Source organism: Rhizobium sp. ERR 1071, assembly GCF_007828675.1.
Classification (GTDB): domain Bacteria; phylum Pseudomonadota; class Alphaproteobacteria; order Rhizobiales; family Rhizobiaceae; genus Rhizobium; species Rhizobium dioscoreae.
In genome coordinates this window covers 87784-108525 of record NZ_VITM01000014.1, presented here as the reverse complement: position 1 = coordinate 108525, position 20742 = coordinate 87784, and the positions used below count along the sequence as shown (strand labels likewise).

The window sequence follows — 20742 nt, the reverse complement described above, 5'->3', positions numbered from 1 at the left end:
ATCGCGTCTCCGATCAGGAGGCGACCGGCTTTCCGTCGGCGCCATAGGGCTGCCAGAATTTCGTCAGCCCGAGCTTTTCCAGCGCATTGTTGAGATATTTCGGTTCGAACCAGCCGTTAAGGTCGACATCGCGCCGGATCAGGCCGTATTCCTTGCTCTTGATCGCCTGCTCCTTGTACTGCGAGACCAGGAGATCGTCGATCAGCGGCGAGTTGCGATAGGTGAGCGTATCGTTGCGGAAATATTCCTCCAGGATCGGAACGGGCGTGCCGGACTTGTGCCAGAGTTCGAAGAGGGCCGCACGGTTCTGCTCTTCCGACGACCACTGCGCCGCCTTGACGAACGCGTCGACGACACGCTGCGTGATCTGCGGATGGGCGTCGATGAAGGCCTCGCGGCCGATGATGCCGGCATTGCGCCCGAAACGCGGATCGTCACCCTTCGTCGTGTAGATGACATCGGCGCTGTCCTTCGCCGCGAGATTGATGAGCTGCGTGTCGCCAAAAGCCGCATCTATGTCCCTGCTGGTCAGGGCCGCGACCGTGCCGGCGGTATCCAGATTGACGACCTGGATGTCACGCTCGGTCAATCCGTGTGCCTGCAAGATCTTGATTGCGGAGAGGTGGCCGTTGGTACCGCGCTGCAGCGCGACCTTGCGGCCCTTCAGATCCTCGATCGTCTTGACGCCGGATCCCTTGGCGACAGCGAGATAAAGCGGCTTGCGTGCGCCGCTCGCCAGCAGAAACTTCGTCTTCAGGCCGGTTGCCCGCCCAATCAGCGCCGGAAGATCGCCCTGATAGGCGAAGTCGAGCTGGTCGTTGGCGAAGCCCTCGTTCACCGCCGGCCCGGCACCCTTGAAGAAAGTCCATTCGATCTTGACGTTCGGATCGTTGGCGAATTCCTTTTCCAGAAATTCGCCGGCGCGAGCCGTCGCAGCCGACGTTCCCTCGGCATAGGGTTTGTTGTCGACGCCGATCGCGGCGTAGCCAACGTGAATGACGAGGGGATCCTGCGCCCAGGCCGGGGCGGATAACAGGCCCAGGGCGACCGTCGCGCCGGCGACCAAGCGGGAAATAATGGACAGTTTCATCTGTTGCTCCGTGATTATTCTGCTGCGACGACCGCAGGCCGGATTTCAACCGCCGGACTTGTGATGCTCGCTGGCGGGCGAGGCGTTGACGTCGTGGCGTTGAGGCTCTCAAGCACCCGATTGCGGATTTCGACCAGCATCGGGGAGGTGCGATCGCGTGGGCGCGCCAAGTCCACCGGAACGATGTCACGGATGCGACCCGGCCGGGGTGACATGACGACGACGCGATCGCCGAGATAGACGGCCTCCTCGACGTCGTGCGTCACCAGAACCATGGTGATGCGTTCCTTCGCCCAGATCGTCTGCAACTCGTCCTGCAGCCTTGCTTTGGTGATGGCGTCGAGCGCGCCAAAGGGTTCATCGAGAAATAGGACATTCGGGCGATTGACCAATCCCCGCGCGATGCCGGCGCGCTGCGCCATCCCACCGGAAAGCTGGTGCGGATAGGCCTTTGCGAAGCCGGAAAGCCCGACAAGTTCGAGGTGGGATTCGACGAGCCTGTTCTTCTCTGCCTTGGACAGCCCGGAATTCTCGAGCCCGAGCGCGATATTGCGGGCGACGGTCAACCAGGGGAAAAGCCGTGGCTCCTGAAAGACGATGCCGCGCTCAAGGCTCGGCTCCTTGACGGGCCGGCCTGCGTGACCAACGAATCCCGATGTCGGAAGATCAAGGCCGGCACCAAGGCGCAACAGCGTCGACTTTCCGCAGCCGCTCGCTCCGACGATCGTCACGAATTCACCCTCGGCGATATCGAGGCTGACATCGTCGAGCGCGGTCAAAATCTCACTGTTGACCTTGAACTGGCGGGTGACATGGTTGATCTGGAGATGCAGGGAGTTGCCCATGGCCGACTACTCCGCGGCGACGGCATGCCGCGCCGGATGCAAAGGTACTCTCAATCCGAGGTTTTCGCGTAGTGTCGAACCTTCGTAATCGCCGCGGAAGAGGCCGCGGCGTCGCAGCTCCGGCAACACATGTTCGACGAAATCATAGAGACCGGTCGGCAGTTGCGGCGGCATGACGTTGAAGCCATCGGCAGCACCCGTCCTAAACCATTCTTCCATCTGATCGGCGATCTCGATCGGCGTTCCCACGATCTGCCAATGACCACGCGCGCCGGCGATACGGAGATAAAGTTCCCGGATCGTCAGGCTTTCGCGCCTGGCAAGATCGAGCAACAATTTCTGGCGGCTCTTGCTGCCATTGGTCTCAGGCAGATCCGGAACGGGGCCGTCGAGCGGATATTGGGAGAGATCGACACCGCTTGCCATGCCATTCAGCATTGAGAGGCCGACCACCGGATGGACGAAATCCTGAAGTTCGGCGTATTTTTGCTGCGCTTCCTCGCGCGTTCTGCCGACGACCGGGAAGATGCCCGGCATGATCTTGAGGTCATCTCGGTCCCGACCATATTTCGCGAGGCGACCCTTGATATCCGCGTAGAAGGCTCTCGCATCCTCGATGGTCTGATGGGCGGTAAAGACGACTTCCGCGGTGCGGGCGGCGAGCTCCCTTCCCGGCTCGGACGAGCCTGCCTGCACGAGCACTGGGTGGCCCTGCGGCGTGCGCGACACGTTCAGCGGCCCCCGCACCTTGAAGTGCTTACCCTTGTGATTGAGGATGTGCTGCTTCTCAGGCTCATAAAAGACGCCGCTCCGTTGATCGCGGGGGAATGCGTCTTCCTCCCAGGTGTCCCAGAGCCCAAGCACGACGTCGGCGAACTCCTCGGCGCGTTCGTAACGCTCCGCATGGGCATAATGCTCGTCCCTGCCGAAATTATGCGCTTCGTGATCGCTGGACGATGTCACGAGGTTCCAGCCGGCGCGGCCGCCGCTGATATGATCGAGAGAAGCGAATTTGCGGGCGATGTGATAGGGCTCGTTGAAGGAGGTCGAGGCGGTCGCCACGAAGCCGATATTCTTCGTCACCGCCGCGAGAGCGGAAAGCAGGGTGATCGGCTCGAACTGGGCGACATAACGCTGGGCCGTGCGATGGAGCGCCTCCGTATCGGATCCGCGCGTTCCCACGCCGTCAGCCATGAAGATCAGATCGAACTTCGCAGCTTCGGCGACTTGCGCCAGCTCGACATAGTGGGCGAAATTCGAACCGGCGTCGGCCTGCGTCAGCGGATGCCGCCAGGCGGCAATGTGGTGCCCGGTCGGATAAAGAAAAGCCCCGAGCTTCAGTTGCCTTTGTCTGTCCGTCATCGTCTTCTCCATCATGGCTGCGGAAGAAGGCTAAACGTTAAAGATTATAATCTATAGAAATTATATTCTATTTACCGCCACCAGTTCGGATTCCTTCGTCACGCGACATGTCGAACCGACGGAGATCATTTCGCGGCGACACGTAACGGCTGGAAACTGCGGTCGCCTAAGTTTTTCGATAAGCGGGGAGAAGAATTTCTTCCCGACGGATCAAATAGATATTGCTGGACTTGGGCCCGCAATCACCGAACCCTTCAGGCCTCAAAGCGGCGATGCGCCGTTCAAATCCATAGGCGTGAAGCAGACATGTCTTTCCCATCACACACATCCGATCCCCTTGTCGCAAAAGCCGTCGAGCTCCGGCGGGCATTCGACCGGGATGCGGTCGAGCGCGACAAATTGGGTGGCAGGCCGACCGAACAGATCCGCCTGCTGAAGGAGAGCGGATTGCCTTCGGCGCAGATTCCGACCCGATATGGCGGTCGCGGCGCTTCCTGGCTCTCCATCTTGCGGATCGTGCGTGAATTCGCGCGTACCGACGGCTCGCTGGCGCATCTCTTCGGCTACCACCACCTCCCCTTGAACCTCGTGCTCTTTCGGGGGTCGGACGTGCAGCGGGAGCGCCTGCTCAGGGCATCCGCCGCCGGCAATTTCGTCTGGGGCAATTCCGGCAACGCCATGTCGAAAACCTCGTCCGGAAGGCGGATCGGCCGCGGCTGGCTGGTCAACGGCAAGCGCCCGTTTTCCTCCGGCTCGCACATATCAGACTATATTCAAATCTCCTTCGAAAATGCCGAGGGCGAGCGCCTGACCGCGGTCGTTCCCGCCAATCGAAACGGCATTGTCATCGAGGACGATTGGGATGGCATCGGCCAGCGCCAGACCGGCAGCGGCACGGTCAGCTTTCACGACCTCGAGATTGGGGATGACGAACTCATCAGTTCCCCGGCGGTCCCGCTGACACCCTATACGTCGCTGACCTCCCTGCTGCAGCAAAGCGTGCTGCTCAACGTCTTCGTCGGCAGCGCCCAGGGCGCGCTGGAAGAAGGCCGGGCTTACACGACGACATCGTCTCGGCCATGGATCTATTCCGGCGTCGACAAACACACCGACGACCCCTGGATCAAGCGGCAATATGGCGATCTCTACATCCGCACGCTCGCTGCCATCGAGCTCGCCGATAAGGCGGCGCTGAGCCTTGATAAGGCCTTTAACCAGGGACCGGGCCTGACGCATGAAGATCGTGGCGCCGCCGCCATCGATATAGCCACGGCCAATGTCTATGCCGGCGAAGTCGGGCTTGCCGTCTCCAGCGAGATCTTCGAGGTCATGGGCGCGCGATCGGCAACGACGGCAAACGGTTTCGACCGCTTCTGGCGCAACGTGCGGACCCATACGCTGCACAATCCCGCCGAGTACAAGAAGCGCACGCTTGGCACATGGCTGCTGACGGGCGAGTTCCCCGTTCCGGCGATGTATCGCTGAAAGGACATTCCATGGCTAGACGCAAGGATCAGATCAAGCTCGGCGCCTTCCTGCTCTTCACCGGCCACCATGTCGCCGCCTGGCGGCATCCGGAAGCATCGGTGGGTACCGAGTTCGAGAACTATCTCGAGCTCGCCAAGCTCGCCGAAGCCGCCAAGTTCGACACCATCTTCTTTGCCGACGGTGTTGCCGCTCGTCTGAGGGACCTGGATGCGGCAAGCCGGAAGGCGCATAGCGGCATCTATCCGTTCGAACCGATCACGCTGCTCTCGGCGCTTGCCAGCGTCACCCGCAATATCGGCCTGATCGCAACCGCCTCAACAAGTTTTTCCGATCCCTTCAACCTCGCGCGCCAGTTCGGTTCACTCGACCGCCTAAGCGGCGGCCGCGCCGGCTGGAACCTCGTGACCTCCTCCGATCCGGACGCCGCCTTCAACTTCGGCCATGACGCGCAGGTTCTGCATGCCGACCGCTACGACCGAGCGGAAGAATTCGCCGATGTCGTGCTGGGCCTGTGGGACAGCTTCGAGGACGATGCCTTCATCCGCGATCGTCAGAGCGGCCGGTATTTCGATCCCGAAAAACTGCATAGGCTCGACCATAAGGGGCGCCACTTCAAGGTGCGCGGGCCGCTGAACATTCCACGTTCGCCGCAGGGGCGGCCGGTTGTCGTGCAGGCCGGAGCCTCCGAGCCCGGCAAGGAACTGGCCGCGCGCACCGCCGAGGCGATCTTCGCCGCGCAGATCACGCTTGGCGAAGCAAAAGCCTTCTATGCCGACGTCAAGGGCCGGCTCGGCAAATATGGCCGTTCGCCTGACGACTTGAAGATCCTGCCGGGAATCTTTCCTGTCGTCGGGCGAAGCGAAGCGGAAGCCGAAGACAAATTCCAGGTCCTGCAGAACCTCATCCAACCGGAAGTCGGTCTTAATCTCCTCTCGCAATTGACCGGCGTCGACTTGAGTTCCTATCCACTTGACGGTCCCGTGCCCCCCGAGCCGCCTGTCACCAATGCCGGCAAGAGCCGCCAGGAACTGGTGCTCGATCTCGCGCGCCGCGAAAACCTGACCATCCGCCAGCTCTACCTGCGCATCGCGGGCGCACGCGGCCATTGGCAGGTTGTTGGGACGCCCACACAGATCGCCGATGTCATGGAAGAACGCTTCGAAAACTTTGGCGCCGACGGCTTCAACATCATGGCGCCCATCATGCCCGGAGGCCTTGCCGATTTCATCACGCTTGTCGTGCCGGAACTGCGCCGCCGCGGCCTGTTCCGCAGCGACTATGAAGGCGCGACGCTGCGCGAAAATCTCGGGCTCAAGCGTCCGGCCAATCGTTTTTCCGCAGGCAATGCGGTCGCGGCGCAATAGGAGAAGATCAAGTGGCTCGTGACAAATTGTTCCTCATTTCCCCCGGCTTTGCCGATCCGAAACATCCAGGCGTCAGCTTCGTCTGCCCCTATTGCAACGCGATCGAGGGACTGCTCGCCTCATTCCCGGATCTTGCTTCGGCGATCGATGTCGAAAGGGTCGCGTTCCCGCGACCACGCCAAAAGGTGATCGAGGTTGCCGGCGAGGAAAACCAGTCGCTGCCGCTTCTCATTCTCGCGGAGAACCCGCCTGATGACGCCAGCGACTGGAACGGAACGCGCTTCATCAATTCGACCAATCGCATCCTCGAGCTGCTTGCCGAGCGGCACGGCTTTCCGCGCCTACATTAGAATGAGGCCGTCATGACCATGAAACCAGATGGCTTCGAGCCACCCTATCCTCCACCCTCCCTTTTCGAGGCGGATCAATCGAATCCCCATCTCGCCAAAGCCGTGGAGCTTCGAGATATATTTGCCCTCGATGCCATCGAGAGAGATCAATCTGGCGGCAGGCCCGCCGAGCAGATCAGGCTCCTGAAGGAGAGCGGCCTCGTCAATCTGGTCATCCCGAAGGAATTCGGCGGTGCCGGCGAACCCTACTCCACCGCCATGCGCATCGTGCGTGAATTCGCCAAGGTAGACGGTTCGCTCGGTCATCTCTATGGCTATCATTTCAGCCCGCTGCAAAACGCCGTTACCACGCTCCGCGATGAGCGATCCCAAGACATCCTGCGCCGCTCCGCGACCGGTCGCTGGTTCTGGGGCAACACGACGAACAGTTTCTCGAAAAGTCTGTTCGGTCGAAAGAAAGGGGAAAAGGTCATCCTCAACGGCTTCAGGCCGTTCGCCTCGGGTTCGCATGTCGCCGACTATCTGATGGTCGCCTGGGAAGACGAGAACACCAACAAGCGGAGCTTTGCCTATATACCGGCCGACCGCAACGGCATCACCATCACGGACGATTGGGACGGGATCGGCCAGCGGCAGACCGGGAGCGGCCGTGTTCTCTACAAGGATGTCGAGATCAGCGACGAAGAGATCCTGCCGGAGCGCCCGCAGGATCCGATCGCCCTATTGGCACCATTGCAGCAGCAGAGCGTGCTCCTCAACGTGTTTGTCGGCTCCGCACAGGGAGCATTGGCAGCGGCGCGCGACTATACCGTCACGAAATCGCGGCCTTGGATCTATTCCGGTGTCGAGCGCCATTCCGACGATCCATGGATCAAGAGGCAATATGGCGAGCTGTGGATCAAGGTACAGGCGGCAACGGCGCTTGCCGACCGGGCTTTGGCGGCGGTTGATGCCGTTTATGCGAAGGGACACGATTTGACGGCGAAGGAGCGCGGTGAAGCGGCGATCGCGGTCGCCTCCGCCAATGTGCTTGCCGGACGCGTCGCGCTGGAGGTGACGAGCGAGATCTTCGAGGTCATGGGTGCACGATCCGCCGTCAGGCCACTCGATTTTGATCGCTTCTGGCGCAACGTGCGCATCCACACGCTTCACAACCCCGCCGAATACAAGACCCGCAATGTCGGGACCTGGTTCCTCGACGGCGAGTTTCCCGAACCGGGGATATTCCAGTGAGCAGAAAACGCGAACTTCATCTCAACATCAACATATTGCACTCAGGATTTTCGCCGGCGGCGTGGCGTATGCAGGGAAGTGATCCGCGCGCGTCCTTCGATATCAATCACTATATCAATGTCGCTCGAATCGCCGAACGCGGTACCTTTGACGCGATCTTCCTTGCCGATCAGGCAGCCATTTCCGATCGCGTCGATTTCCGCCCGCTGACGTCTCTCGAGCCGACCATCGTGCTGGCCTCGGTGGCGGCCCATACCGAGCATGTCGGCCTGATCGCTACCGCATCGACCACCTATAACGAGCCCTACAATATCGCTCGCCGCTTCGCGACCCTCGATCACGCCAGCGGCGGCCGCGCCGGCTGGAACATCGTCACCAGCGCCGATCTCTCGCAAAGCCGGAATTTCGGCCTGGAAAAGCCGGTCGCGCATCACGGCCGCTATGAGCGCGCCGAGGAATTTGCATCGGTCGTCAAGGCGCTATGGGACAGCTGGGAGGAAGATGCCTTCATCGGCGATGTCGAAAGCGGCCGGTTCGTCGATACCAACAAGGTCCATGCGATCGCACATCGCGGCAAGCATTTTTCCGTTCATGGCCCGCACAACGTCCCACGCCCGCCGCAAGGACATCCCGTCATCGTGCAGGCCGGCGGCTCGGATGATGGGCGGGGGTTGGCAGCGAGGCACGCTGAAGCGGTGTTCTCAGCCTCGCAATCCCTGGAGGAGTCGCTCGATTACGCGCGCGACCTCCGAACAAGGGCCGCCCGCCATGGCCGCGCGCCCGACAGCCTGCTGGTGCTCGCCGGCCTCGCCACCATCATCGGCAGCACGGAGGCGGAGGCCAGGCGACGGCAAGAGGAGCTGCGGGACCTCATTCCGCTGGAATACAGCCTTGCGCGCCTGTCCGGCGTCCTGCAGGTCGATCCAGGCAAGCTGAAACTCGATGAGCCCCTGCCCGACGATATTCCCTTGCCGGCTGACGGCGGGCATACCTTTTTCCGGGCAACGCTTGCTCTTGCCCAGCGCGAGAAATTGACCGTACGCGGCCTCATCCGCGCCTTGAATGGCGGGACCGGACACCGCACCATTGTCGGCACGCCCGACGCGATTGCCGATGATATCGAAAAATGGTTCGAGGCGGGCGCGGCCGATGGCTTCAACCTGATGCCCGATGTGCTGCCGCATGGCCTGGAGGTCTTCGTGGACGAGGTGGTGCCCATCCTGCGCCGCCGCGGCCTGTTCAGGAAAGTATATACGGGGCATACCCTACGGGACCATCTCGGCCTTTCCCGGCCGGCCAACCCCTATGCCGTTGCCGCCGAATAAAGGAGAAACAGCATGACATCAGCAACGACGGCGAAACTTCCCGACGATGATCGGCTCGCCTCTCTCGTCGGCGAGCGCTATCGCAACAGCCATCATATCGGCGCCGACTGGAATGAGACGATCGAAACGTTGCTGTCCCATCGTAGCGTGCGCGACTATCTGCCAAAGCCGGTTCCGGACGACATTCTCCACCTCGCGGTCGCCGCGGCCCAATCGGCGCCGAGCTCGTCCAACCTGCAGGCCTGGAGCGTCATTGCCGTCAGGGACGATACGCGCAAGGAAAAGCTGAATGCCGTTGCCGGAACACAGAGGCAGATCACGCAGGCGCCGCTCTTGCTGATCTGGCTCGCGGATCTTTCGAGGCCACGCCGCATCGCGGCGGACCAGGGTTCAGCCGCCGATGGCCTCGACTATGTCGAAAGCTTCCTGCTCGGTGTCATCGACGCCGCGCTCGCGGCGCAAAATGCCGTCGTCTCCCTGGAATCGCAGGGTCTCGGCACCTGCTATATCGGCGCCATCCGCAACGACCCGGAGACCGTGGCGCGTGAGCTGGAATTGCCGGAGGGTGTCTTTCCAGTTTTCGGCCTGACGGTCGGCTATCCCGACCCGGCCATACGGGCCGCCGTCAAGCCGCGGCTACCGCAAACGAGCGTGCTCCATAGCGAACGCTACGATCACCGCCGGCGGTCGGAGGACCTACGACATTACAACACGGTCCTGCAGGACTTTCAGACCGAACAGCGCATGCCGCGCATTGAGTGGACGGTGCAAGTGAAAAACAGGATCGGATCCGTCGAAGCCCTGAAGGGACGACACCTTCTCGGCGTGGCGGCTCGCCGCCTCGGCTTCAGACTGAAATAATCGGCCGGCTATTCGGCGGCGGCAATGTCGAGCCCGCGCAATATATCGCGCGACAGGATCTCGCCGATCGTCCGCACGACCTTGGCCTCTGCCCGCAGCCAGTTGCGGAACAGTTCGACGCGCATCAGGCGCTCCTTGGCCGGCGTCGTGACGAAGAAATAGGAAAAGCTCACGGCTTGCGAACCGCCGAAGGGCGTCACCAGACGTCCCGCCTTCAGCTCGGCCTCCGCCAGGCGGATTTTCCCAAGACCAAGTCCTTGCCCCGCCAATGCGGCATCTATGACGAGAGATGATTGACTGAGGCGGAAGCCGCCCTGTGGCAAACGCAGGGATAGTCCTTCGGCACGCAGCCAGCCATTCCAATCCGGGCAGGAATGATCATGCTCCGCGCCATCCTCGTGCAAGAGAGGCACCCCTTCGATCGCCCGCGGGCCGTTCCACAGCCAATGCCGCTCGGCGAATTCAGGGCTGCAGATCGGCACGACGGCCTCGGAGAAAAGGTGATCGACGACAAGGCCGGGATAAACGCCGCTGCCATAACGGATGGCGCAATCCGTGTCGCCTTTATTCAAATCGGTCAAATGCGTCGAGGCATCGACCAGAATCTCCAGGCCAGGGGCTGCTTGCCTCAGACCATCCAGTCTCGGGATCAGCCATTTGCTGGCAAAGGACGGCGCGACCGATACGCGGATCGGAAGATCGTGATCGCTGGCGATGAATTGCGTCATCGTCGCCAGAACCACGTCGAACGCATTTGTCAGTCCCGGTACAAGTGCCATGCCGGCAGCCGTCAACTGGAGTTGACCGCGGACCCTGTGAAACAGCGACTGCCCCAGATAGTCCTCCAGAAGCCGGATCTGTTGGCCGACGGCCGCCGAGGTGACGTGCAATTCCTCGGCGGCGCCAAGGAAACTCAGGTGCCGCGCTGTCGCCACGAAGGCGCGCAACGAAGTCAATGGCGGCAGCCGCGCCAAGGTCGGCTGCATGGGTTTTCTCCGAGTGTCGGCAATCGTGTTCATTAGCCGATTGCAGCACAATCGGCCATCTCAAGACGAGAACGCGCTTTGCGTTTACCGGTGAGCGGATGGATATTTTCTTCCATGCCCAGACGGCGTGGGGGAAGCAAAAACTAAAAATGCGAAATAGTCTATATTTTTAATGGACAAAAGATTTGACCGGCCCGCTTCAGGCGATCCGGCGAAGCTTTTCTTTCGCGGGCGATCAGAAAAACATTCTTCCGTTTTACCCGCCCGGCGCCCGAAGATGCGCCGATCGCGGACATCTCCGCCAGCGGTTCACCGAAGGACCGATCCGTTCAACCGGCAAGGAAAGCGAATGACCATCAACCGCCGCCGTTTCAACCAATTGCTTCTGCTGTCGACCGCAGCAACCCTTCTGCCAACCGCCGCGATGCGCGCGGCCGAAACACCGCCGCGCGGCGGCACGCTTAATTTCATCGTCGAACCCGAACCGCCTACCATCCTGGCGCTCGCCCATACCGCTGGCGGCACGCAGAAGATCAGTCCGAAGATCACCGAGGGGCTGCTTACCTATGATTTCGGTCTCGTGGCGAAGCCGCAGCTTGCGACCGAATGGTCGGTGGCCTCAGATGGCCTCACCTATACGTTCAAGCTTAGACCCAACGTCAAATGGCACGACGGCAAGCCATTTACCTCGGCCGATGTCGCCTATTCGATCGAGCTCCTGAAACAGGTTCATCCGCGTGGACGAGGCACGTTCGCCAACGTCATCGCGGTCGACACGCCAGACCCCCTGACGGCGATATTCCGTCTCTCCAAGCCAGCGCCTTACCTTTTGAAAGCGCTCTACGCGGCCGAATCTCCGATCGTGCCGAAACACATCTACGAAGGTGTCAAGATCGCCGATGTTCCGACCAATCCGAACGGTAGCGCCCCTATCGGTACCGGTCCCTTTGTTTTCCGGGAGTGGGTGCGCGGCTCGCATATCATCCTTGAGCGCAATCCCGGTTATTGGGATGCCGGCAAACCCTATCTCGACCAGGTTGTGGTTCGCTTCGTGCCTGATGGCGCCGCCCGCGCGGCGGGCTTCGAGACCGGAGAGTTCGATCTCGGTGGCGACAATCCCATTCCGCTTGCCGATCTCGAGCGCATCAAGGCGCTGCCGAATATCGGCATCGATTCCCGCGGCTACGAGACGAAGGGCGACCAGACGCAGCTCATCCTCAACCTCGATAATGAATACCTGAAGGATGTCCGCGTGCGTCGCGCGATCGCGCATGCCATCGACCTCAACGTCATCCTCAATACGGTCTGGTATGGCTATGGCCACGTCTCGCCAACGCCTATCAGCACCTTCCTGCCGCAATATCTCAATGCCGCGATCAAGCCCCATGCCTTCGATCTCAAGGCGGCGGAGCAATTGCTGGACGAGGCCGGCTATAAGCGAAACGGCGGCGGCACTCGGTTTGCGCTTCGCCTGACGCACAATTCCTACAATGAAGGCTTCAAACGCGTCGCCGAATATCTGAAGCAGAACCTCGCTCGCATAGGTATCGACGCGAGGATCGATTCCTACGACTTCTCGACCTATATCCAGAAGGTCTATACCGAGCGCGCCTTCGACCTCACGGCGGAATATCTCGGCAACCAGTTCGATCCGACGCTCGGCGTGCAGCGCATCTACTGGTCGAAGAACTTCAAGCTCGGATTGCCTTTCTCCAACGCCAGCCACTATCAAAATCCGGAGGTCGACAGGTTGCTCGAGACAGCTTCGATCGAAGTCGACGAGGCAAAGCGCAAGCAGGAATTCAACGACTTCCAGAAGATCATCGCCGATGAGCTGCCCGTCATCAATCTGATCTCGCTCGAAAACGTCACGGTCTTCAATAAGCGCGTCAAAAACCACACGATCGGCGCGGAAGGCGTGCAATCGAATTTCGCCGATGTCTATATCAAGGAGGGCGAAGGCTGACACTAAAAGCAGCCCGTTCTGCTTGCGGGGGCGATGCGGCGCCCCCTTCCTTTATGTCGGATTACGAGGCGGCACGGGCGAGCGGCGTCAGTTTGGCGAGAATACGATCGGCCAGCGCAATCGCCTGCGCTCGTTGCTCCGAGATCGAGCTAGACTCCCAGGCAACGCCGCGCAGCGGATGGCCGATGGCGCTGATGTTGCGGTGAACACGCCCCTCTTCCGAAATGACATCCCCTTGCTCCGTGGCATCGATGCCGAAACCGGTGCTGTGCGGGCGAACCTCTCCGCTTTCGATGAGGCTCCTGACGAAGGGATCGGAAATGCGTCGCCAGTCGTGCAACTGATGGCCACGGCAATCGATGACGCCGCCGAAAGAATGGGACTCGGTACCCGAACGCGTCTTCAACGTCGCCGTGATCAAGCGGCCAGCGGGCTTCATGGAAAGCAATCGCGCGGTCCCGTGCCGGAGCCTGCCATCGGCAATCGCCTTGGAGACGGCGCGATAGCTGTCAGGCGCGGCGCGATGCGCCGTAACATCCCAGAATGCCCGCAGATGACGTGCGAACCGCGCTCTCTCGACATCGTCAGCCTTTTGCCACAAAGGCAAAATGTAGGGCCGGATGGCGAGCGGCAGCGCCTGCCAATCCTTGGCCTCGGCCGCCAGTGCGCGACGTTCGGCCTTGACGATCGAGAGCAAGGACCGCGCTGTGGTCGGTAGAGGTCTCTCTGCGAGGAAATCACGCTCCAGCGCGACATTGCGCCGATCCTCTATGAATTGACCACGCCTGGATATGACCTGATAGCGGCCCTGGAAGCCTCGCGCTTCCATGCTTGCGACCGCATCGACCATCGACAGGCTCGAGCCGATGAGCAGGATTTCGTCTGCTTCCACCAACCGATCGAGAGCTGCGGCATCCCACGGAGATGCCGCAAAACCTGGATGACGGGCGACGGCGGCTTCCTGTCGCGCAAGATCGGGCTGGAAGACGCCGAGGGCCAGAACCACCTCGTCCGCTTCGATAGTCTCGCCTGCACTTGTCGTGATCTCCACCCTGTGTGGAGCGGAAACGAGACGGCTCGCGATGGCCCTGACATGCCGGAATGTCGATGCGGAGCGTGCTGTCGATTTCGCCCGGCGCAACTCATCGCGGACATAGGTTCCATAAAGGTGGCGCGGCGGAAAACTGCCTGCGATATCGGCGGGCGGTGCCCAGCCGTAACGTAACGCGTTCTCCGCCAGCCAATGAGTGAGATGGTCGGGCTCTTCCGGATGAAGGGAAAAGGTACCGGCGGGGCCATTGACGAGATGCACGGCCTCGGTCGTGCTATAGGCGACCCCACGCCCAAGCTCCTCGCGGGGCTCCAATATCGTGATCGAAAGCGGTACCTCCGTCTTGTCGAGCAGCTTTATCGCGGTCAGCGCACCGGCAAAGCCGCCACCGATAATGACGACGGATTGGTGGGAATGCAGGTCGATGTACATGGCTCAGAAGACCTTGCCTTCTTCCAGATGGGTCGTGGTGCCGTTGATGTAGTAATCGCCCACCACCCGCGCCTTGTGCAGCAAAGGGTTATGGTTCAGCACCGTGCGAATGTTGCGCCAATGGCGATCGAGATTGAGATGGCGCGACGTCGCCGACCCGCCGCCGAGCTCGAAGACGTTGGTCGCGGCGGTAAGCGCGAGCTGCGATGCGACGATCTGGGTGCGCGCCGTCGTCAGCGCGCTTTCGACCAAAGCCGTCTCCAAGATCCGCGGATCATCCCCTGCGAAGGTCGCGGCCGTCCGATCGAGCGCGCGAGCGCTCTCGCGGATCAGCGTATCGACGGCAAAGGAGTTTGCTGCGATCTCGCCTAATATCTTCTGGACGAAAGGATCGGCATTGGCCGTCTCGGCGGCGCTGTGGGCTGCCGAACGCGCCTGCCTGCGCACGTAATCGGTGCCTTCTGTCAGCGCGCCGCGGACCGCGCCCGCCATCGAGGCGGCAAGATGCAGCTGACGTAGGGTCGAGGTGTGCCTGCCGACCAGCGTGCTCAGCCCGCGCCTCGAAATCTCGTGCGGCAGCACTTCCACGTCATCGAGCAGGACGCCACCGCTTGCCGTCAGACGCTGACCCATGCCGTCCCAATCGTCGAGGATGCTGATCCCCTTACGGTCGATGGGTAAAAGCACGCTGACGAGCTGGTCGTCATCATCCTTGGCACTGAAGGAGGCGAAATCGGCGAATGCCGTGCCGGTCGCATACCATTTGCGCCCGTTGAGCCTGTAGCTCTCGCCGGATTTCGTCAGCCGCGTTGTGACATCACCAGGACGCTTCGTCCCCTGCTCCGTATGAGCGCCGCCGAAGAGCTTACCGCTAAGGACGCGGGCAAGCTGCGTGCGATCGACCGAACTGTGCGGATTGAGCAGCAGCGCTTCCGTGAAGTTGAAATGACTGCGGAGCGCGTGGGCAACATTGGAATCGGCCGCGGCGAGCGTCATCACCATCTCGATATAATCGAGCACCGATCCGCCCGGCCCGCCAAGCGCCGTCGGTATACGCAACGCGCCAAGGCCGGCCTCCTTGAACAGCTTGAAAGCCTCATGGGGCAGCTCGCGTTCGAGGTCTCGACGCGCAGCGCCTTTTGCGATCTCCGCGGCAAGATCGGGTATTCTTGCAAGCAACGTCGTGCGATTGGTCTCAACGGGTACGGAGGGCGCGGTTGATGAAACTGTCATGGGCATGAAGAGGCTCTTTGCGCCGGAAGGGAACGGCCCCGCTCAAGCGGGGCTCTAGGCTTGGCAATCAGGCGACGGCGCGAGCAAGCGGCACGACGTTTTCATTGTCGCGGGCGGCGCTGACGGGAACGCGACCCTCGACCGGGTGGCTCGGATCGTTGAACCCCGGGGTCGATGGATGGCCCGTCGTGACCAGACGGTCGACCAGAGCTTCGTCCTCGGCGGTCAGCTTGACGTCGAGAGCACGGATGTAGCTATCCCAATGCTCTTGCGTGCGTGGACCGGTGATCGCCGAGGTGATCAACTTGTTGTTCAGTACCCAGGCGATCGCGAATTCAGTCGGCGTGACCTTCTTGGCGGCGGCGTGAGCGGCGATTTCCTTGGCAATGGCGATCGATTCCGGACGCCATTCGGTCTCAAGAATGCGCTTGTCGCCGCGGCCGGCGCGGGTATCAGCAGCGGGCTCCTTGCCCGGCTCATACTTGCCCGTCAGCACGCCACGCGCCAGCGGCGAGTAGGAAACGACGCCTAGACCGTAATGATAGGCAGCCGGCAGCTGCTCGGCTTCGGCGGTGCGGTTGACGATGTTGTAGAGCGGCTGGCTTGCAACGGGGCGATCGATGCCGAGCTGATCGGCGAGATGCGAGATCTCGGCGATGCGCCAGCCGCGGAAATTCGAGACGCCGAAGTAGCGCAGCTTGCCCGCGCGGATGAGATCGGCGATCGCGCGCACCGGCTCCTCCAACGGCGCGTCGAAGACAGCGCGATGGAAATAAAGGATGTCGATATAGTCGGTGTTGAGACGGCGCAGCGAATTTTCGACCGTCTCGATTACCCATTTGCGCGAATGACCGCCGAGATTGGGGCCCTTCTTGTGCGAGTTGACGAACTTCGTCGCAAGCACCCAATGATCGCGATTTGCCTTGATGCCGCGGCCGACGACCTCTTCCGACTTGCCATCATGGTAGACATCGGCGGTGTCGATGAAATTGATGCCCTGGTCACGGGCCTTGTCGATAATGCGGAAGGCGACGTCGTCAGGCGTCGGCCCTCCGAACATCATCGTCCCAAGGGTGAGAGGCGATACCTTCAGGGCGCTACGCCCGAGATAGCGATAGTCGACCATGTCATTTCTCCATTTCATTGTGCGTGATGGCAGGCGACCATGTGGCCACTGCCGATTTGCCGATAGACCGGATCGTCGCTCCGGCAGATGTCTGTTGCGAGCAGGCAGCGCGTATGAAAGCGACAGCCGGATGGCGGGTTGTGCGGGCTCGGCAGATCGCCTGTGATCGGGGCGGCCTGCTTGCGCCGCGACGGATCAGGCACGGCGGTAAGCAGCGCGCGCGTGTAGGGATGCTTGGCATCGCTCCAGAGCCTTGCCGTCGGTGCGCTTTCGACGATGCGGCCGAGATACATGACCAGCACGCGATCGGCGAAATAGCGCACGACCGACAGGTCATGGGAGATGAAGAGGTAGGAAAGCGAAAGCTCCGTCTTCATCTCGACGAGAAGATTGAGGATCTGCGCCTGGATCGACAGATCGAGCGCGGAAACGGGCTCATCGCAGATGACGAGCTCCGGCTGCAGGATCAGCGCGCGGGCAATACCGATGCGCTGGCGTTGGCCGCCGGAAAACTCATGCGGATAGCGGTCGAGCGAATCCGCCGGCAGGCCGACATGGGCGACCATCGCGGCGGCGATGGCGTCCCGGCCCCTGCGATCACCGATGCCATGGACGGCGAGCGGCGCCGTCAGGATCGAGCGGATCGTCTGGCGCGGATTAAGCGAGGCGAACGGGTCCTGAAAGATCATCTGGATATGCCGGCGGATCGACCGCAACTCCTTGCCCGACATCGCGGCGACATCGCGCCCCTTGAAGGCGATACGCCCGGATGTTGGATCGACGAGGCGCATCAGGGATTTGCCGAGCGTCGACTTGCCGCAGCCGGATTCGCCGACCAGCGCCACGGTCTCGCCCGCAAGGATCTCGAGCGATACGTCATCCACGGCCCGCACCGTTCCGGCCCCGGCCGGATAATGCGTGGAAAGCCTATCGACCGACAGAAGCGACATGGGCTTTCTCCGTAAGGCCTGGAACATGGGGGCAGGCCACCTCGCGGCTGGCCGACACCTCGACGAGCGCCGGCACGGACTGCCCGCAGGCCGCTCGCGCCACCGGACAGCGCGGTCGGAAGGAACAGCCCTGTTCGCCGGTCGCCGAAACGATCGAGCCGCGAATTTCCGTCAATGGCCCATCGCGATAATGATAGTCGGCCTTCAATCGCGGCGAGGCCGCGAGCAGCCCCTGCGTATAGGGATGATACGGCGTCTCGAACAAGGCACCGGGCAGGCCCTGCTCGATCTTTCGCCCCGCATACATCACGACGACGCGGTCGGCCCATTGCGCGACGATGCCGAGGTCGTGCGTGATGAGGATGACCGCCATGTTGAGCTGACCGCGCAGGCGATCGAGCAGTTGCAGCACCTGCGCCTGGATCGTGACGTCGAGCGCCGTGGTCGCCTCGTCGGCGATCAGGAGCCGGGGACTGCAGGCGACCGCGATGGCGATCATGACGCGTTGACGCATGCCGCCCGAAAGCTGGTGCGGATAGTCGTCGATACGTTTTGCCGCCTCTGGAATGCTCACGAGATCCAGCAGGTCGATCGCGCGCTGGCGCGCCTGCCTGCCACTCAGTTTTTCATGGATGCGCAGGACTTCGACGATTTGGGCGCCGATCGTCAGCACGGGATTGAGCGACGTCATCGGCTCCTGGAAGATCATGGCGATGTCGTGCCCGCGAATGCTCCGCATCTCCCGTTCGCGCAATTTCAGGAGGTCGCGGCCGTTGAACAGGATTTCGCCCGCCGTCTTGGCGTGCAGGGGCAGGAGCCCCATGAGGCCGAGCGCGGTCAGCGACTTGCCCGAGCCCGACTCGCCGACAACAGCCAGCATTTCGCCGGCCGCCACGGTGAAACTGACGCCCTTGACGGGCTGAGCGCTACCGAAACCCACCGAGAAATCGCGAACGTCGAGAAGTCCCGTCATCGACGCTCCTCCGAAAAACGCGGATTAAGGGCATCGTTCAGGCCATCGCCAATGAGATTGAGCGATAGAACCGTGAAGACAATGGCAAGGCCCGGCAAGGCGGTGAGATACCAGGCCGTGCGGATGACATCGCGCCCCGCGCCGATCATCGAGCCCCAGGAGACACGATTGGGATCGCCAAGCCCCATGAAGGAAAGCGCCGATTCCATCAGGATCGCGCTCGCCACCATCACGGATGATGTGACGATCAGCGGCGGCAAGGCATTCGGAAGGATTTCTCGAAAAATGATGCGGGCATGACCGAAGCCGAGGCTGCGGGCGGCGAGAACATAGTCTTTCTCCTTTATGCCGCGAAACTCGGCGCGCGTCAGGCGCGCGACCGTCGGCCAGCTGACGAGCGCGATCGCGATCGTCACCGTCGTCGTGGTCGGCTGTGCGATAGCAACCAGCACGACAAGCAGGACGAAACTCGGCATGGTCTGGAAAATCTCGATGAGCTTGACGAGGAGGTCATCGACGACGCCACCGAAGTAGCCGGCAAGCGCGCCGATCGTCACGCCGGCGCCCAGGCCGAGCAGGGTCGCGGCGATGCCCACGGTCAGCGAAATCTGGGCACCATGAAGAATGCCCGCCAGCACGTCACGCCCCATGGAATCCGTTCCCAACGGATAGACCGGATTTTGGCCCGGCCAAAGGAAGGGTCGCGCCACCATCTCCAGGGGATCACCAGGATAGAGGATCGGCGCAAGCAGGGCCGCAAACACGATTGCCGCCAGGACAGCGATGCCGAAGAGCGCGTTGGGGTTGGAAAGAAAGATCCTGAGCTCACGCCGACGCCCTTGCCAGCGCGGGGCCGAAACAGCCGTCGTGCGGGCATCGGGCGCATGGATGTGGGTCCAACGGCGTTCGGGAACGGGCGCGGCCTTTGCCGCTGTTTCGGGCTCCTCGGCACTGAAATCACGCGCCGTGTCCGCATAGATCTTGAGTTCCTGCGCTTTCATCGGCTTGCTCCGATCCGCGGGTCGAGCCAGGCTTGTAGAAGATCCACGGCAGCGTTGGCGATGATGACGAGAAGTGACGAGAGCAAAAGGATGCCAAGCAGAACGCTGAAGTCGCGAGCCATGACGGCCTCGAAAGCCAACCGTCCAAGGCCGGGCCAGCTGTAGACCGTCTCGACGACGACGGCGCCGCCGAGCATGCCGCCGAAATGCATCCCGGCCATGGTCGTGATCGGGATCAGCGCGTTGCGCAGCACGTGTCGGGTTGTCAACATGAAGGGCGAGACGCCCTTCGCCCGCGCGGTGCGAACGAAATCCTGTGACTTGACCTCCAGCATGGCGGCGCGTGTCAACCGTGCATAGATCGCCAGGTAGAAGAGGGCGAGCGATATGGCCGGCAGCACCATGTAGCGCGCCCGGTCAAGCAGCGCCGGCAGGCCGGTGAGCCGTGAACCGATGGTGCTGTCGCCGCCGCTCGGCAGCCATCCGAGCTTGACGGAAAACAGCAGGATCAACATCAGCCCGATCCAGAAACCCGGAATCGAATAGAAGAGGAGGGAGATGATCGAGATCAACCGATCCGGCAGCCGCCCGGCAAATGTTGCCATCAGCGATCCGAGGATCAGACCGATCGCGATCGCGGCGGCGAGCGCGGCCACCATCAGCGTCAGGGTACCAGGCAATCGCTGGCCGATCAGATCGGCGACAGGCATGCCGTAGCGCGGCGAAAAGCCGAGGCTGAAATGCGCGAGATTGTTCAAATAGTTCGCGAGCTGCACGAGGATCGGATTGTCCAGGCCGAAGCGCTCACGCAGCGCCGCCATCGTCTCGACCGTTGCCGACCCGGCTTCGGCCGCCATGACATCAGCCGCATCGCCGGGCGCCAGCTTAAGCAGGAAGAAATTCAGGATGACGATGCCAAGTATCGTCGGCACCGCCTGCGTGGCCGTCCGACGTAGCGTTCTTCCTATCCGCATGTAAGCCGACATCGAAACTCCTCGGCAGCGCCACCGAAATTCCGAGCGCTGCATCGCAATAGTAGTTGACTAAATCTGTAGGTTTTGTCAAATCGTTATTGGTAGATATTTCCGAAATTTGTCAGATCAATG

The 20742-nt window shown here is 61.7% G+C and carries 18 protein-coding genes; 7 read left to right on the top strand and 11 right to left on the bottom strand.

The window, feature by feature from the left end; translation table 11 throughout:
• Window positions 1–13: 13 nt before the first annotated feature.
• From FBZ99_RS29625 to FBZ99_RS29615, 3 genes are read right to left on the bottom strand one after another with little or no spacing between them, the layout of a single operon-like run.
• On the bottom strand, window positions 14–1090 hold the full coding sequence (locus tag FBZ99_RS29625; protein ID WP_145636473.1) for an ABC transporter substrate-binding protein: 1077 nt from the start codon (window positions 1088–1090) through the stop codon (window positions 14–16).
• A 14-nt stretch (window positions 1091–1104) separates the two neighbouring features.
• Complete coding sequence (locus FBZ99_RS29620; protein ID WP_113353462.1) at window positions 1105–1935, bottom strand: ABC transporter ATP-binding protein; 831 nt, start codon at window positions 1933–1935, stop codon at window positions 1105–1107.
• Window positions 1936–1941: 6 nt separating this feature from the next.
• Window positions 1942–3297 (bottom strand): LLM class flavin-dependent oxidoreductase, encoded by a 1356-nt coding sequence (locus FBZ99_RS29615; RefSeq protein WP_145636471.1) that lies wholly within the window; start codon window positions 3295–3297, stop codon window positions 1942–1944.
• Window positions 3298–3603: 306 nt separating this feature from the next.
• Here FBZ99_RS29615 and FBZ99_RS29610 point away from each other — a divergent pair, with 306 nt between their 5' ends.
• Genes FBZ99_RS29610 through FBZ99_RS29585 form a run of 6 tightly spaced genes read left to right on the top strand, consistent with a single transcriptional unit; the run spans window position 3604 to window position 9918 of the window.
• Window positions 3604–4782 carry an acyl-CoA dehydrogenase family protein gene (locus tag FBZ99_RS29610; protein WP_145636468.1) on the top strand — a complete coding sequence of 393 codons (1179 nt, stop codon included), beginning with the start codon at window positions 3604–3606 and terminating at the stop codon, window positions 4780–4782.
• A gap of 11 nt (window positions 4783–4793) precedes the next feature.
• Window positions 4794–6149, top strand: coding sequence for an LLM class flavin-dependent oxidoreductase (locus FBZ99_RS29605; protein ID WP_145636466.1), 1356 nt, complete (start codon window positions 4794–4796; stop codon window positions 6147–6149).
• Between the two features lie 11 nt (window positions 6150–6160).
• On the top strand, window positions 6161–6499 hold the full coding sequence (locus tag FBZ99_RS29600; RefSeq protein ID WP_113395169.1) for a DUF3088 domain-containing protein: 339 nt from the start codon (window positions 6161–6163) through the stop codon (window positions 6497–6499).
• Window positions 6500–6511: 12 nt separating this feature from the next.
• Entirely contained in the window at window positions 6512–7732 is a 1221-nt protein-coding gene (locus FBZ99_RS29595) for an acyl-CoA dehydrogenase family protein (RefSeq protein ID WP_145636464.1), read from the top strand.
• Window positions 7729–9057, top strand: a complete 1329-nt coding sequence (locus tag FBZ99_RS29590; RefSeq protein WP_145636462.1) for an LLM class flavin-dependent oxidoreductase — start codon at window positions 7729–7731, stop codon at window positions 9055–9057. The genes FBZ99_RS29595 and FBZ99_RS29590 overlap by 4 nt, the downstream gene beginning before the upstream one ends.
• Window positions 9058–9069: 12 nt before the next feature.
• The gene (locus FBZ99_RS29585) at window positions 9070–9918 is read left to right on the top strand and encodes an NADPH-dependent oxidoreductase (RefSeq protein WP_113395172.1); all 849 of its coding nucleotides are present in this window, start codon (window positions 9070–9072) and stop codon (window positions 9916–9918) included.
• Window positions 9919–9926: 8 nt separating this feature from the next.
• Here FBZ99_RS29585 and FBZ99_RS29580 read toward each other — a convergent pair whose 3' ends face one another.
• Entirely contained in the window at window positions 9927–10937 is a 1011-nt protein-coding gene (locus FBZ99_RS29580; RefSeq protein WP_145636461.1) for a LysR substrate-binding domain-containing protein, read from the bottom strand.
• 316 nt (window positions 10938–11253) lie between these two features.
• Between FBZ99_RS29580 and FBZ99_RS29575 the strand changes: the two genes are divergently transcribed.
• On the top strand, window positions 11254–12870 hold the full coding sequence (locus tag FBZ99_RS29575; protein WP_145321189.1) for an ABC transporter substrate-binding protein: 1617 nt from the start codon (window positions 11254–11256) through the stop codon (window positions 12868–12870).
• Window positions 12871–12931: 61 nt separating this feature from the next.
• On the opposite strand, the gene FBZ99_RS29570 is transcribed toward FBZ99_RS29575, so the two are convergent.
• From FBZ99_RS29570 to FBZ99_RS29540, 7 genes are all read right to left on the bottom strand, one after another.
• Complete coding sequence (locus FBZ99_RS29570) at window positions 12932–14353, bottom strand: FAD/NAD(P)-binding protein (protein WP_145636459.1); 1422 nt, start codon at window positions 14351–14353, stop codon at window positions 12932–12934.
• A gap of 3 nt (window positions 14354–14356) precedes the next feature.
• The gene (locus FBZ99_RS29565; protein WP_145636457.1) at window positions 14357–15592 is read right to left on the bottom strand and encodes an acyl-CoA dehydrogenase family protein; all 1236 of its coding nucleotides are present in this window, start codon (window positions 15590–15592) and stop codon (window positions 14357–14359) included.
• A gap of 61 nt (window positions 15593–15653) precedes the next feature.
• The gene (locus FBZ99_RS29560) at window positions 15654–16712 is read right to left on the bottom strand and encodes an aldo/keto reductase (RefSeq protein WP_113353474.1); all 1059 of its coding nucleotides are present in this window, start codon (window positions 16710–16712) and stop codon (window positions 15654–15656) included.
• Between the two features lie 14 nt (window positions 16713–16726).
• Window positions 16727–17662 carry an ABC transporter ATP-binding protein gene (locus FBZ99_RS29555; RefSeq protein WP_145636453.1) on the bottom strand — a complete coding sequence of 312 codons (936 nt, stop codon included), beginning with the start codon at window positions 17660–17662 and terminating at the stop codon, window positions 16727–16729.
• On the bottom strand, window positions 17640–18635 hold the full coding sequence (locus tag FBZ99_RS29550; RefSeq protein ID WP_145636451.1) for an ABC transporter ATP-binding protein: 996 nt from the start codon (window positions 18633–18635) through the stop codon (window positions 17640–17642). Before FBZ99_RS29550 ends, FBZ99_RS29555 begins: the two co-directional genes overlap by 23 nt.
• On the bottom strand, window positions 18632–19636 hold the full coding sequence (locus FBZ99_RS29545) for an ABC transporter permease (RefSeq protein ID WP_145321177.1): 1005 nt from the start codon (window positions 19634–19636) through the stop codon (window positions 18632–18634). The genes FBZ99_RS29550 and FBZ99_RS29545 overlap by 4 nt, the downstream gene beginning before the upstream one ends.
• The gene (locus FBZ99_RS29540; protein WP_113388817.1) at window positions 19633–20622 is read right to left on the bottom strand and encodes an ABC transporter permease; all 990 of its coding nucleotides are present in this window, start codon (window positions 20620–20622) and stop codon (window positions 19633–19635) included. The genes FBZ99_RS29545 and FBZ99_RS29540 overlap by 4 nt, the downstream gene beginning before the upstream one ends.
• Window positions 20623–20742: the final 120 nt, after the last annotated feature.